This window comes from Tatumella citrea, assembly GCF_002163585.1.
In the GTDB taxonomy this organism is placed as follows: domain Bacteria; phylum Pseudomonadota; class Gammaproteobacteria; order Enterobacterales; family Enterobacteriaceae; genus Tatumella; species Tatumella citrea.
On record NZ_CP015579.1, the window covers coordinates 2518832 to 2533200 of the forward strand.

The following is a 14369-nucleotide window of genomic DNA, read 5'->3' on the forward strand; positions in this document are numbered from 1 at the left end:
CTGTCAGTAAAACAGGCAATTCAGTAAGTACAGGGTCAGATACAGCCCACAGCCAAACACCAGATGAGTGGCCAGGCTGAGCAGCCTTGCCCGGGGAGGATTCGGGGTTTTAGACGCGGCAATGCCAAACCCGAGAGCAGGTTGCATCAACAGAAAAGGAGCCGCCAGACTGATAATACCGGATACCAGCGCAACACTGATTTTCGGCTGTTGCAGCCAGCCTTCGCCGGCAATCGCCAGAGGAATAAACGCCAGTAAAGCTCCGCTCAGGTAATGGATCAGCCAGCCGGTAACGGTTTCGCCTTTGCGCGTCGCGGACGAAATAATTGTCTGATGACAAAACCGACCGTCGGCCATCCACAGAGCCCAGCGCCCCACCAGCGCATAATTCAGTCCGGGAATCTTCAGTATTCGTTTCTGGAACAGCGCCCAGATATCGGTCAGTAAAGTCGCCCCCAATCCTGAACAGATAATCATAACTACATTGTCAGTTGTCATAAGTTGTATTCCGTCGTTGCTGATAAAATCGCAGTCCAGTGTGCAACTTAATGTCAACTTTAAGTCAATAGTTAATTTGAGCCGGTGACCGGCTGGCAGAATCAGACACCAAAGCACACCGCACACAGTGATGTGCGGTGTGTATTTATTTTGAAGGGGTTGGCGGAAAACTCCCTGTCGGCAATCAGACAGCGAGTTCCTGCTCCAGTAAGGCAGCTATTGCTGCGGCTGACCCGGCGTGGTTCAGACGGTCACGAAAATCCTGATGCATAATACGCCTTGCCAGCCGTGAGAAAATACGCATGTGCTGATCCCCTACTTCATGCTTATTCAGGGTGAGCATAATAATAAACTGTGCCTGTTCATCTCCCCAGGCCACTGGTTCGGCCAACTTAGCCACGCTAATGGTGGATTGTTCGATATGCTCAGACTTACTGTGCGGAATCGCAAAACTGAAACCCAGCCCGGTAGAAAAGACCGCTTCTCTGGCCCATAAATCGGCTTCAAGTTTGCGTGGATAGCGGCTGCGTCCGGCCAGTAGCAGGTTATCCGTCATCCCTTTGATCACCTCCTCTTTACTTTGCCAGTCGCTGTTCAGCTCAATGCACTGAGTGGTGATCAGCGGTGCGTCATGCTGAGTCATTCTGAACTGTGCCAGCAGATGCCCGGCTTCCAGTGGCGTCCTGCAATTCATCACCTGATTAAGCAGCTGGCGGCAGGCTTTCGCATCCATCCGGGCAAGTGCGGCTTTTACTGCCGGAATCGCCGGAGCACTCATACTGATTTCATCCAGCCCCAGCCCTACCAGCAACGGCAACGCTGAGACTTTCCCACCCAACTCCCCACACAGACCTATCCATTTGCCCTGCCGGTGTACAGCCTGAACCACAAAATCCAGCGCCCGCAGGAACGCAGGGTTAAAGCTGTTATACAGATGGTCAACTTTGGCATTGTCACGATCGACAGCCAGCAGATACTGCGTCAGATCGTTACTGCCAATACTGAAGAAATCTACTTCTTCACAGCACTGGTCAATGATAAACATCACCGACGGCACCTCCAGCATAATTCCCAGAGAAATGCGCTCATCAAACGGAATTTGTTGTTCCCGCAACTGCTGCTTCACTTCCTGCAGTTTTTCTTTGACCCAGAGAATTTCCTCCATAGATGAAATCATCGGGATCATAATCTTTAGTTCACCGTGAGCCGAGGCCCGCAGAATTGCCCGTAACTGACTGGTAAACAGTGACAGAAATTCCGGATAGATGCGAACCGCACGATAGCCCAGAAACGGGTTATTCTCCGCAGGTATGGGCAGATAAGGCACTGGTTTATCACCACCAATATCCATTGTGCGGACAATAATGCTGCGCCCGGCAGCGGATTCCAGAGCATGGCAGAAGATGTTGTAAAGCTCACTTTCGCCTGGTGCACTACTCCTGTCCATATACAGCATTTCGGTACGAAACAGACCTATCGACTCAGCACCGTTGGCAAACGCACCGGCAGCTTCGACTGACAGTGCAATATTGGCAGCGACTTCAAGATTCCGGCCATCGGCAGTTTTTCCCGGAGCATCTTTCCAGACACTTTGCTGACGACGCAGGCTTTCCTGCACCCGGGATTGCTGGCGGTAATAGCGGTGAATAGCTTCCGAAGGATCAGTAATCACCACCCCGGCGTCCGCATCCAGATAGACATCAGAGTTAAGTTTTGGCAGCAGCGCCGCGACATTCACCCCTGCCAGCGTAGGAATATTAAATGACCGGGCAAGGATCACGGTATGTGATGTGGTGCCGGCGCTTTTTAACACCAGTCCTTTCAGCAGACTTTTGTCCAGTTCCAGAAACTGTCCGGGGGTGAGTTCTTCGCACAGGCAGATGGAAGGCGACGTCAGTTTTCCGGCAGACGGAAAACGTTGCTCGCCATAAATCTGTTGCAGCAGCCGAAAGCCAAGATCACGAATATCCAGCACCCGCTCCCTCAGGTAACCGCTGTCAGATCGATTAAACTGACGACAAAAATGGTCGGTGGTCAACACTATCGCCTGTGCACAGCTGTTACCCTCAGCAACATGGCCGGTCAGTTGTTGTTGCCACAACAGATCACCTGCCAGCGACAGATGGGCTTCCAGAACCGCTGTCGCGGTGCCTTCGTTGTCCAGCAACTGTAGTTTCAGGGTTTTCACCAGCATCGCCAGCCCCCCCGCCAACCGCACCTGCTCCCGGGAAATCTCATCAGCCTCAGGGAGCTCCCCCGGGTTTTCGAAATCAAATGCCGCCAGCAATGTCAGGCGACCGGCACTGCTTCCCTGGCTGACCGGCTGGCCGGGGAAACAGTGCGGATTTAGCCGGCTCAGTGATTCAGGTAGCGGTTCGCGCTGTAGTACCGGCGCAGCACTGACCGGTGAATCGCAACGCGGAAATTCCTCTTTTATCCAGTCATACAGAAACTGGTAAGCCTGCTGTTGGTCATTTCCGGAAATTATCAGCCGGCAGTTGTCGCCTTTCAGCGTATCAGTACCAATCAGTGATAAGGCACTTTTGGCATTCCCGTTGCGTCCGCTCCTAAGGTTATGCCATTCAATATCACAGCGGTACCGGTTGCATACCGCCTCAATCTGGCTGGCCGGACGGGCATGAACCCCTTCATTTAACTCACAGACAAACTCAATTGTTTCTACCATCGCCCCTCTCCGCAAAATACTGATCGTCAGCACAGGTTAAGTAACCGCTGTCCTGCCGGATATCTCACAAAGCTGCCAAATACTGGACAATTGTATGCAGAGTCTGAAACCGGGACTCAGCTCACATGTTAAATAACATCAGTTAATGTAGCTAAATATGATTTATTTTGAATTCCCTCTCATTTCCGAACGGATACAACAAAAATCCAGCAAATCCCTGTTTTCTCCCCTGTCTGGCTGTCTCCGGATTCTCTATTGTTGCGATCATCTGCCTGCATAGCTGGCGTTCTCAGGGTCCGGAGCAATCTATGAGCGAATTAGCATTGATACTAAAAAATACCCGGCAGCACCTGATGACCGGTGTCTCTTATATGATCCCGTTCGTCGTTTCCGGCGGTATTCTGCTGGCGGTCGCGGTGATGTTTTATGGTAAAGGCGCCGTCCCGGATGCTGAGTCGGCGGCGAATCTGAAAAAATTGTTTGATATTGGTGTGGCTGGTCTGACACTGATGGTGCCTTTCCTGGCTGCCTATATTGGCTACTCAATTTCCGAACGTTCTGCACTTGCCCCCTGTGCCATTGCCGCCTGGGTTGGTAACAGCTTCGGGGCGGGTTTCTTCGGGGCACTGATTGCCGGAATTATTGGCGGGATTGTGGTGTATTACCTGAAAAAAATCCCCGTACATAAAGTGCTGCGCTCGGTAATGCCTATCTTTGTTATCCCTGTAATTGGCACTCTTATCACCGCAGGAATCATGATGTGGGGCCTGGGAGAGCCGGTCGGTATGCTGACCAAAAGCCTGACTGTCTGGCTGCAGGGTATGCAACAAGGCAGCGTGGTGATCCTTGCAGTCATTATGGGGCTGATGCTGGCATTTGATATGGGTGGGCCGGTAAATAAAGTGGCCTACGCCTTTATGCTGATTTGTGTCGCTCAGGGTGTCTATCACGTCGTGGCAATTGCCGCGGTCAGTATCTGTATTCCGCCGCTCGGTCTGGGGCTGGCAACACTGACAGGTCGCCGTAATTTCTCTGCCGAGGAGCAGGAAGCTGGTAAAGCCGCGCTGGTGATGGGGTGCGTCGGCGTGACTGAAGGCGCTATTCCGTTTGCCGCCAGCGATCCTCTGCGGGTCATCCCTTCGATTATGCTGGGTTCGGTCTGCGGGGCTGTCGTGGCAGCCCTGACCGGAGCTGAATGTTATGCCGGCTGGGGTGGATTAATTGTTCTGCCTGTCGTCAGTGGAAAATTTGGTTATCTGTTAGCTGTTGCGACCGGAATGGTAGTGACCGCTGTCTGTGTCAATCTGCTGAAACACCTTAGCCGTAACAAAGCCTCCGCAGCACCTGCCGCGGAAGATTCGCTGGATCTGGACTTCGAAATTCACCCGTGAGGAAACCTGAATGACAAAAATTATCGCCGTAACTGCCTGCCCTTCTGGTGTTGCACATACTTATATGGCCGCCGAAGCCCTGGAAACTGCCGCCAAATCCCGTGGCTGGCAGGTAAAAGTCGAAACGCAGGGATCACTGGGCCAGGAAAATATCCTGACAGACAACGATATCAGTGAAGCGGATCTGGTGATCCTGACCAAAGATATTGGCATTAAATATGAAGAACGTTTTAGCGGTAAAACGATTGTCAGGGTCAATATCAGTGATGCGGTTAAACGTGCAGACGCTATAATGACTAAGATAGATGCACATCTGAGCCAGTAATCCACGGCTGCCGGTTCCCAGCCTGCGGCCTGCAGTGGCCGCACAGGTTCCGTTTGCTGCGTAGATGATTAACCGTGTTGCCCGGAGGATTTATGCCACTCACCGGACGGAATTTAGTCGCTGTTACTGCCTGTGTCAGTGGCGTTGCCCATACTTATATGGCCGCTGAACGGCTGGAAAAAATCTGCCAGCAAGAAAACTGGAATATTCACATTGAGACCCAGGGTGCTCTGGGTATCGAAAATCCGCTTACAGAACAGTTAATCCGTCATGCCGATGCTGTCCTGCTAATCACCGATATTGAACTGAACGGTGCTGAGCGCTTTGCAGACAGCCGCTGCGTGACATCACGTATCAGCCCGTTTCTGACCGATCCGGCCAGAGTGATTAGTGCTGTGCGAAAACTTCTTTCAGCCCCGGAAAAGACGCGGATGATTGTCAGCTGATCGCAAATTTTCAGCAGGCGGTTACTGTTTGTCGATGCTACACAGCAGGTTTTTCAGCCAGTCTGTCGCCTGCTTTTTACCGCTACGTCGGTGAGATAAAATTTTAACCGTGAAAGGCTCGACCGCAAACGGCAATTCCCAGACAGTAACGGGCAGTGAATGTTGTAAACGTTCCGCGGCCCGACGCGGGATTGCCATCAGTAAATCCGTTTCAGCCACTATCCACGGGCCGCTCAGCATTGACGGTGTTTTTATCGCAATCTGCCGTTGATGGCCCAGTTGCTCCAGCTGAAAATCCAGCACACTCTGTCGTTCATTCCAGGGAGTCACCACCAGGTGGCGAGCCGCCAGATAATCTTCAAAGGTCAGCGCGGATCGCTGTTGATGGCTGATGACTACATATTCATCCTGCATCCAGTCTATTTCATCCAGCTCCGGGTGCGGTGGCTGATGCGGTACACTGAACCCCAACGCCAGATCAATTTCACCCGCCAGTAGTTCATTGATTGCCAGTCCCGATGAGAGATAGCGTAAATCGAAACTTAACGCCGGCCCCTGCTGTTGCAGAGATGCCATTAACTGCGGAAAAACACAGGCTGCGGTGTAATCCGTAATGCCCATGGTAAAACATTCCTGACTGGTCAATGGGTTAAAGGCTGGCTGGGGTGCCAGTACATGATTAAGCTGCCCCAGCAACTGGCTGACCGAAGGTGCTAATGCTGTGGCAAACACGCTTGGGATCATCCGGTGACCTTCACGGTAAAACAGTGGATCATTCAGTGATTCCCTTAACCGGGAAAGCGCATGGCTTAGGGCAGAAGTGCTCATGGAAAGTTCTTCAGCCGCACGCCTGACTGAGGCATGCCGGTGGACGGCATCCAGAACCAGCAGCAGATTCAAATCCAGACGACGTAATACAGGATGCATAATATTCATCATTCAGTGATTTCATTGCACTTAATTCTTCGGAGCATAACGATTATGCTTATCACCTGCAATCACTGACTTATTAAGGATCACTAATGACCCTGCGTATCCGCCAGGCAAAGCCTGACGACAGCCAGATTATCTTCGATATGATTACCGAACTGGCTATTTATGAAAAAGCTCCGGAACAGGTTGTTACTTCGCCGGAAGAAATTCGCGCCACATTGTTTGGGGCAGACAGCAAAACCGAAGCACTGATCAGCGAAGCTGACGGAAAAATCATTGGTTATGCGGTCTTTTTCACCAGTTACTCCACCTGGCTCGGACGTAACGGTATCTACCTGGAAGATCTGTATGTTTCACCGGCAGCCCGTGGTCAGGGCGCCGGAAAGGCACTGATTAAGCATATTGCCGGGCTGGCCGTTCAACGTCAGTGCGGTCGCTTAGAGTGGAGTGTGCTTGACTGGAATACACCAGCCATCGATTTTTATAAAAGCATTGGTGCCCTGCCACAAAGTGAATGGGTACGTTATCGTCTGGATGGTGAAGCACTGCATAGCTTTGCTAACAGCTGATTACTGAAAAAAACTAAGACTTTGCAGGGCCGGAGCGATCAGTGCCAACAGCTCATTACGGGTGGCACCCTCTCTGGCCTGCAAAGAGATCATCTGCATTACCCCATGAAAATAGTCCGCCAGTAATCCACAATCAGCCTCACTACGAATCTCGCCCTGTTCACGAGCCAGTTCTGCACGTTCACGAATAAATCGCCGGGTCAGTGCCCGCATCGATTTAAGATACTCACGGGCTTGCTGATTTTCAGGCAAACAGTTCACAACCCCGACAATCAGCAGACACCCGCCCGGCTGACAGGACAATGCGACCTCTATACTTTGCTGCAACATTCCCGACAGTGCCTGATGCAGTGTGGTTTCCTGCTGTAATGCAGCAATAACCGGGGCCGCAGTGGTGGCAATGTAGTGATCAACAGCTTCGCAAAATACAGCCTGTTTGGAGCCAAATGCCGCGTAAAAACTGGGTGGCGCAATTCCGGCTGCTGTGATGAGGTCCACCAGGGTTGCCCCTTCGTAGCCCTTTTCCCGGAACTGAATCAGTATTTTTTCCAACGCCTGCAGACGGTCAAATTTCCGTGGTCTTCCCCGTGTACTCATAAACACCCTTATTTATGTAGCAAATATTACATTAATGATTGCTGCCGGCCGCTGCCTGATATATTTTCATAATACTCACTACAGAAAGGAAATGACATGCAAAACCGATCGCCTGCCGATATTGTCCGCGCATTTTTTCATACCGCAGCCACCGCTGATGACCTCAGTGAACTTGCCCCACTGGTTAGCGAGAATATTGACTGGTATATCGCCGGAGACACCTCCCGGGTACCGTGGATTGGCCGAAAAACAGGGCCGGAGGGAGTTGCTGAGTTCTACCGGCAGATAAGGGAGTATATTCAGTCTGAAAAATTTACCATTCATCAGATGCTAGCCGAAGGAGATCGCGTGGTGGTGTTAGGCGAGCTGGCTTCAAGGGTGAAAAGTACCGGTAAGCTGATTGAGACAGAATTCGTGTTCAGCTTGCTGGTTGAACAGCAGCAGATTAGCGCCTTCCGGTTATTTGAAGACAGTTATGCTGTATCTGAAGCCTGCCGCAAATAGTCGAGTAAATAGCGGGTGGCTGTCAGGACAGCCACCCGCTCCCCGTAAAACGGCGACACACCCCATATCACGGCATGTCTCCGGCAAAACAACGGTCAGGCGGAACGGGGTAACTCAGCCAGTTCTTTAGAGCGCAGGCTGACCTTCACCGGTACTGACTTATAAGACGGGGTACCGCTCTGCGGGTCATTATAATCCAGCGGCACCAGCACGTTTGCTTCCGGATAATAAGCACCCACCGAACCATCGGCGATGTTATAGGCGACCACAGTGATCCCTTCCATTTTTAACCCGCTGCCCGGCAACGCAGTTTCAATATCAACCACATCACCATGCTCCAGCCCGAGACGATCAAGATCGTTATCGCTCATAAATAAGATATCCCTCCGGCCAAACACCCCGCGATAGCGGTCATCCAGCGCGTAGATGGTGGTGTTGTATTGATCATGGCTGCGTAAGGTGATCAGTCGCAGAATGTTGTCGCCTTCCACCTGGATATTTTCATGAATACCGCGAAACACCGAAAACTCCGCTTTACCGGACGCGGTTGGCCAGTGCCGTTCAGTGGGTGGCAGAGGCATACGGAATCCCCCGGGCTGGCGGATCCGCTGATTATAGTCATCAAAGCCGGGAACGGTTTTTTCGATCAGGTCACGAATCCGGTCGTAGTCTGCCACCAGCTCATTCCATGCCACTTTCGTTGCTGGCAAAGTACTGATTGCCATCGCCGCGACAATGGCCGGTTCAGAACGCAGTTCTGGTGATGCAGGTTTAAGTTTTCCGGAGGAAGCATGAACCATCGACATTGAATCTTCTACGGTCACTGACTGACGCCCGGAGGACTGAATATCCAGCTCGGTTCTGCCGAGGCAAGGCAAAATGTAGGTCTGACGGGCCACCAGCAAATGGCTGCGGTTCAGTTTGGTTCCAATATGTACGCTCAGATCCAGAGCTTTCATTGCAGGAAAGCAGGCCTGTGAATCCGGCAATGCCACCGCAAAATTTCCCCCAAGACACAGCAAAGCACGGGCACTACCATCAATCATTGACTGCATCGCTTTTACAGCATCGTGACCATGTTGCTTTGGCGGAGTAAAGCCGAACTGTTTTTCCAGTCGGGACAGAAAATCTGCTGATGGTTTCTCGGTAATTCCAACCGTCCGGTTCCCCTGCACATTCGAGTGCCCTCGCAGCGGACAAATACCTGCACCTGGCTTGCCGATGTTGCCGCGCATCAGTAACAGGTCAGCGATGAGCCGCACATTTTCTGTGCCTTTATTATGCTGAGTGATCCCCATTCCGTAAGTGATAATGGTGGCATTTGATTTGGCATAGATGGCGGCAACAGATTCAAGTTCTTCCTGTTTCAGACCACTTTCCCGCTCTATCTCCTGCCAGCCGGTAGCCTGCAAGTCACCACAGAACGCCTCAAAGCCGTGGGTATGTTCAGCGATAAAATCACTATCAATCACACCGCCCTGCAGCGCTTCGGATTCCAGCAAGGCTTTAGCGATTCCTTTAAGAGCTGCCGCATCTCCTCCGGCTTTGACCTGATAATAACCGGAAGCGATATCCGTTGAGCTGTAAGTCGCCATTTCTGCAACATTCTGCGGATCGGCAAAACGTTCAAGCGCCCTTTCACGCAACGGGTTAAACACGATGATCGGGACATTCTTGCGTGACAGTTCATGTAAAGTACCCATCATCCGTGGATGGTTGGTACCCGGGTTATGGCCAATCGAGATCACCAGTTCTGCGTGGTCAAAGTCATCCAGAGAAACGGTGCCTTTACCAATACCGATTGACTGCGGCAGGCCAACACTGGTGGCTTCGTGGCACATATTCGAACAGTCGGGAAAATTATTAGTGCCATATTCACGGGCGAACAACTGAAATAACCAGGCCGCCTCATTGGATGCACGACCGGAGGTATAAAATTCGACCTGATCAGGTTCCAGACCTTGCAGTACCCCGCCAATCTGATGCATGGCTTCATCCCAGCTGACGGGCTTCAGGGTATCGCTGGCAGGATCGTAGGCCAGCGGAGTGGTCAGCCGTCCGTAGTTTTCCAGCTCATAATCTGACTTTTCCAGCAACGAGCTCACCGTATTAGCCGCCAGAAAATCAGCGGTCACCCGTTTACTGGTTGCTTCCCAGGTCACGGCCTTGGCGCCATTTTCGCAAAACTGAAAGGTTGAACGATGATCCTTATCAGGCCATGCACATCCCGGGCAGTCAAAACCATCCGGCTGGTTGGTGCGTAACAAGGTTGGCGGGGCGGTGAGAATATCCATCTGAGTACGAACGGCAATGGCCGTTGCTTTCAGTGCTCCCCACCCTCCGGCGGGGCCATCATAAGGGTGAATTCCAGGCACGCTACGTCTTTTAGCCATTTCATTGCCTCCGGTTGCTCACAGTCATTGCAGGTTATGCTGCGGATTATCTCTGCGGATAGTTACTGTTAAGGGTAGCAGAGCATTGCAAAGCTAGCCTGTGCTGGCATTGAATGACGCCGGAGGAATACATTAAAGTTTAAGCTGATGTTGCAATGCCTCAGCCAGCACTGTCAGATGGCTGTTTTGCAGATCTTTGACAGCACTAAGCAGCGTTACTGTTCCAACGGATGCCCGCGCCGCCAGTTGTTGTAATTCAGCCTGCAGTTCGGGGGCTGCCAGCTCAGCCCGGTAGAGGGTGGCAAAACGGGAGTAACTAATGGTTTGCTGATGGAAATGCTGACGGAGTTGCGTTGACGGGGCCAGGGTTTTACACCATTCATCTGACCTGAGCAGAGTTTTACTCACACCACGCGGCCATAGCCGGTCAGCTAATACCCGCCAGCCATCTTCCTGTTCAGCCGGATCATAAACACGTTTATAGCGGATCATTTGTTCCTCCCGGGGGTTTCCACACAACATTTCATCATCTTAACGCCGGGTAGCGGTTAAATTCAAAAATTAAATGAGCAATGAGATAACCTGTCATCTGATCACCAACTCATAGCAGATAAATCCATAGCAGCTCATTTATAATATAAAGATATGCACAAATAATATTTCCCTGTGATAATTTACTGCCTAAAATAAGCGAAAAGGTCAGCCCGGTGGCTGGCCCATTTTTTTCATCAATTGTTTGGAAGGTGTACTGTGCCAGCATGGCTGAATCTTGCAGCAGAATCATTCTGGCCGATGTTACATGCCGGATTGACGTTTACTATCCCTTTAACGTTACTCTCTTTCGTTCTCGGGCTGTCTCTTGGTTTCATTATTGCGCTGATCCGTCTGTACGGGCCTAAACCGCTGGTTGCAGTGGCGCGTTTTTATGTCTGGTTACTTCGGGGTACGCCGCTGCTGGTGCAGCTGTTTTTGATTTTCTATGCCCTGCCCAGTGCCGGTATCACCATTGCCGCGTTCCCGGCTGCCGTGATTGGATTTACGCTGAATATCGGCGCATATTCCTCTGAAATCATTCGTGCCACCATTAAATCAGTACCAACCAGCCAGTGGGAAGCGGCCCATTCTATCGGAATGAGCTGGCGCCAGGCGTTGGTCAGGATTATTTTGCCTCAGGCAGCAAGGATTGCGGTTCCGCCTCTGTCTAATACCTTTATCTCACTGGTCAAAGATACGTCACTCGCCTCGGTAATTACCGTTCCGGAGATGTTTCTGGCAGCACAGAGAATTGCCGCAGTGACATACCAGCCACTGATTTTGTATACCGAAGCGGCGGTGATTTATCTGTTTTTCAGCACCCTGTTGTCAGCACTGCAAAATAAACTGGAGATTCACTTCTCCCGCGAAGAGAAGGCGGAGTCGTAACCTGATGATTTCATTAACCGGAATTAACAAGTTTTTTCAGGATAACCATGTCCTGAAGGATATTTCGCTGAATTTGCCTAAAGGGTCGGTAACTGCGCTGATTGGCCCTTCCGGCAGTGGCAAAAGTACGCTACTGCGCTGCGTTAATCTGCTGGAAATACCGCAATCCGGTTCACTGACACTGGATCAGGAAACGCTGGAATTTCATAACAAGCCGCTGCGCAGCAAAGATATCCAACGTATCAGTCGTCAGACCGGTATGGTATTTCAGAACTTCTCGTTGTTCCCGCATAAAAGTGTGCTGGAAAATATTACTGAAGGGCTGATTGTGGTGCATAAATGGTCAAAAGCAGACGCTGCCGCACGGGCTGATGAATTGCTGGATAAAGTCGGGTTGCTTCACAAACGTGATGTGATGCCGGTGACCTTGTCCGGTGGACAGCAGCAGCGTGTCGCGATTGCCCGGGCACTGGCCCCCTCACCCAAAGTCTTGCTGTGTGATGAGCCAACCTCTGCGCTGGACCCGGAACTGTCGGTGGAAGTTGTCGCTGTGCTTCGCCAACTGGCTGATGAAGGCACCACCATGCTGATGGCAACCCATGATTTACGGCTCGCTGCCTCGGTCGCCAGTCATACTATTTTTCTTGAATCGGGTGAGATTGTGGAAACCGGCGACTCAGAGACTCTGTTCCGTCATCCTCAAAAACCCAGAACCGCCAAATATATTGCCACCCTGACCGACGGCCTGCCTGTCGGCCCGGCATAATCCAGGAGTATAAAAATGAAAAAAACTACGTTGTTATTGTCTGCACTGATGTCATTAAGCTTTGCGCATGCGGCACTGGCAGACGATGCCCTGGCACGCGTTAAAGCTGCAGGCGAACTGAAAATTGGTACTGAAGGGACCTATGCTCCGTTTACCTTTCATACAATTTCCGGAGATCTGACCGGGTTTGATGTGGAAATCGGCCGTGCCATTGCACAGCAACTGCACGTTAAACCGGTATTTGTTGAAGGCAAATGGGACGGTCTGATCGCTGGTCTGGATGCCAAACGTTATGATGTAGTGATTAATGAAGTGGGTGTGACTCCGGAACGTCAGAAAAAATATGACTATTCCACACCTTACATCGTCTCTAAAGCCGTGGTGGTGGTTAAGAATGACAATACCAGCATTCACAGTTTCGCCGATCTGAAAGGGAAAAACTCTGCCCAGTCACTGACCAGTAACTACGCCCAAATTGCCCGTCAGTATGGCGCAAACCTGGTCAGCACCGACGGGTTTAACCAGTCAATCGACCTGGTGGTACAGGGCCGTGCTGATGCGACTGTGAATGACAAACTGTCATTCCTGGATTTCAAAAAGCACCGTCCTGATGCGCCAGTGAAAATCGTCGCTTCTGAAGATAATGCCAGTGCTTCTGCGGTGTTGTTGCGTAAAGATGAATCTACCCTGCAGAGCGCCATTAATGACGCTCTGGCGACCATTAAGAAAGACGGTACTTATGAAAAAATCTCCGAAAAATATTTCGGTGAAGATGTGTCGCATTAATCGTCCGACAGACTTTTAAAGGTGATGGCAGGCCTCTGAGCCTGCCATTTTTTATCCGGCATTATCCTCTGCAGGCAGTGTTACCCTTACGGCCAGCGCATTTCTCCGGTATTCACTTTAGCACTCAGTTCCAGTGAGCTTTTATCGGCCAGATGTGGCCACAGCGATTCCATCGTACTGATAACGGTGGCGGAGTCATGATGCTGCTTCAGTGCGTTATCAAAATCCTGCAGATATTTCAGGGTAAAACGGATCGCCTGATCACCGACAGGAGCCTGGCCGATAAAATGGCCCGGTATCACCCGCTGTGGTCTCAGTGCCAGCATTTGCTGCAATGTCTGCTGCCACTGCAGACGACTTGCCGCCGTTTGAGTATCAGCTGTCCAGACATGAATTCCGGCGTCCACTGCCGTGCCACCAAGAATGGTTTTCTCCCGTGGAAACCAGACATAGGCCTGTTGTGAGTCGGGATTACGAATCTCTACCGGTTCCCCTTCCAGGCTGAAACGGGTCTGTGGAATCACCTGTGGGGTCACCAGCTTCTGTGGAGCGCCACTGCCCATTTTGGGTCCCCAGTAACTGAGTTTTGCCTGTTGAGTCTGCTGAATATGGCTGACAACCTGACGGGTTGCGACAATTTCTACCTTAGGCCAGGCGTTAACCAACGGCTGCAGCCCAAAATAATAATCCGGGTCCCCGGCAGTAATCACAATCTTTGTCAGCGTTTTGCCGCTTTTGCGGATAAGACTGACCAGTTGCTCACCGTCTTTCACGCTGAATTGTGCATCAAATAAGATGGCCTGTTTTTCGCCGGTCACCAGAGTGGATGAAACCGGAAAGATCCCCTGTTCCTGTGGGTTGTAAACAGTAAACTGCAACGGAGCAGCTACCACAGCTCCACTAAATAAAGCGCTTAACAGCATTAGGTTAGAAAGTTTCATGTTATTCCCTGGATTCTGTGCCGTGCTGGCGAAAACTAATTGTGCAATAAAGAGTCCGGGCCGCTGAGAAACAGCAACTCCGGTTCATCCAATGCATTCTATAGATTTCGTA

At 51.2% G+C, this 14369-nt stretch carries 15 protein-coding genes; 8 read left to right on the forward strand and 7 right to left on the reverse strand.

The window, feature by feature from the left end:
* Positions 1-3: 3 nt before the first annotated feature.
* Positions 4-498 (reverse strand): DUF2938 domain-containing protein, encoded by a 495-nt coding sequence (locus A7K98_RS12025; protein WP_169715415.1) that lies wholly within the window; start codon positions 496-498, stop codon positions 4-6.
* A gap of 184 nt (positions 499-682) precedes the next feature.
* Positions 683-3184, reverse strand: coding sequence for a phosphoenolpyruvate--protein phosphotransferase (ptsP, locus tag A7K98_RS12030; protein WP_087488776.1), 2502 nt, complete (start codon positions 3182-3184; stop codon positions 683-685).
* Positions 3185-3492: 308 nt separating this feature from the next.
* Between ptsP and A7K98_RS12035 the strand changes: the two genes are divergently transcribed.
* The 3 genes from A7K98_RS12035 to A7K98_RS12045 all read left to right on the forward strand — a co-directional run bounded on the left by A7K98_RS12035 (position 3493) and on the right by A7K98_RS12045 (position 5346).
* Positions 3493-4575 (forward strand): PTS fructose transporter subunit EIIC, encoded by a 1083-nt coding sequence (locus A7K98_RS12035; protein WP_087488777.1) that lies wholly within the window; start codon positions 3493-3495, stop codon positions 4573-4575.
* Positions 4576-4585: 10 nt separating this feature from the next.
* On the forward strand, positions 4586-4900 hold the full coding sequence (locus A7K98_RS12040; RefSeq protein WP_087488778.1) for a PTS fructose-like transporter subunit IIB: 315 nt from the start codon (positions 4586-4588) through the stop codon (positions 4898-4900).
* A 92-nt stretch (positions 4901-4992) separates the two neighbouring features.
* Positions 4993-5346 (forward strand): PTS fructose-like transporter subunit IIB, encoded by a 354-nt coding sequence (locus tag A7K98_RS12045; protein WP_087488779.1) that lies wholly within the window; start codon positions 4993-4995, stop codon positions 5344-5346.
* Between the two features lie 21 nt (positions 5347-5367).
* Here the strand turns inward: A7K98_RS12045 and A7K98_RS12050 are convergent, their stop codons facing one another.
* Positions 5368-6285, reverse strand: coding sequence for a LysR family transcriptional regulator (locus A7K98_RS12050; RefSeq protein WP_087488780.1), 918 nt, complete (start codon positions 6283-6285; stop codon positions 5368-5370).
* Between the two features lie 83 nt (positions 6286-6368).
* Here A7K98_RS12050 and A7K98_RS12055 point away from each other — a divergent pair, with 83 nt between their 5' ends.
* Positions 6369-6848 (forward strand): GNAT family N-acetyltransferase, encoded by a 480-nt coding sequence (locus tag A7K98_RS12055; RefSeq protein WP_087488781.1) that lies wholly within the window; start codon positions 6369-6371, stop codon positions 6846-6848.
* On the opposite strand, the gene A7K98_RS12060 is transcribed toward A7K98_RS12055, so the two are convergent.
* Positions 6849-7445: a TetR/AcrR family transcriptional regulator gene (locus tag A7K98_RS12060; protein ID WP_087488782.1), complete on the reverse strand. Its 597-nt coding sequence runs from the start codon at positions 7443-7445 to the stop codon at positions 6849-6851.
* Between the two features lie 96 nt (positions 7446-7541).
* On the opposite strand from A7K98_RS12060, the gene A7K98_RS12065 reads away from it, so the two are divergent.
* Positions 7542-7949 (forward strand): nuclear transport factor 2 family protein, encoded by a 408-nt coding sequence (locus tag A7K98_RS12065; RefSeq protein WP_087488783.1) that lies wholly within the window; start codon positions 7542-7544, stop codon positions 7947-7949.
* 95 nt (positions 7950-8044) lie between these two features.
* On the opposite strand, the gene A7K98_RS12070 is transcribed toward A7K98_RS12065, so the two are convergent.
* The gene (locus tag A7K98_RS12070) at positions 8045-10342 is read right to left on the reverse strand and encodes an FdhF/YdeP family oxidoreductase (protein ID WP_087488784.1); all 2298 of its coding nucleotides are present in this window, start codon (positions 10340-10342) and stop codon (positions 8045-8047) included.
* Between the two features lie 132 nt (positions 10343-10474).
* On the reverse strand, positions 10475-10834 hold the full coding sequence (locus A7K98_RS12075) for a DUF488 domain-containing protein (protein WP_087488785.1): 360 nt from the start codon (positions 10832-10834) through the stop codon (positions 10475-10477).
* 258 nt (positions 10835-11092) lie between these two features.
* Here A7K98_RS12075 and A7K98_RS12080 point away from each other — a divergent pair, with 258 nt between their 5' ends.
* The 3 genes from A7K98_RS12080 to A7K98_RS12090 are packed head-to-tail and all read left to right on the forward strand — an operon-like array spanning position 11093 to position 13316.
* Positions 11093-11764 carry an amino acid ABC transporter permease gene (locus tag A7K98_RS12080; RefSeq protein WP_087488786.1) on the forward strand — a complete coding sequence of 224 codons (672 nt, stop codon included), beginning with the start codon at positions 11093-11095 and terminating at the stop codon, positions 11762-11764.
* A 4-nt stretch (positions 11765-11768) separates the two neighbouring features.
* A complete protein-coding gene (locus tag A7K98_RS12085) occupies positions 11769-12530 on the forward strand; it encodes an amino acid ABC transporter ATP-binding protein (protein WP_087488787.1) in 762 nt (253 codons plus the stop codon).
* Between the two features lie 15 nt (positions 12531-12545).
* The gene (locus tag A7K98_RS12090) at positions 12546-13316 is read left to right on the forward strand and encodes an amino acid ABC transporter substrate-binding protein (protein ID WP_087488788.1); all 771 of its coding nucleotides are present in this window, start codon (positions 12546-12548) and stop codon (positions 13314-13316) included.
* An 86-nt stretch (positions 13317-13402) separates the two neighbouring features.
* Here the strand turns inward: A7K98_RS12090 and A7K98_RS12095 are convergent, their stop codons facing one another.
* Complete coding sequence (locus tag A7K98_RS12095) at positions 13403-14257, reverse strand: Vmh family MBL fold metallo-hydrolase (RefSeq protein WP_087488789.1); 855 nt, start codon at positions 14255-14257, stop codon at positions 13403-13405.
* Between the last annotated feature and the right edge of the window lie 112 nt (positions 14258-14369).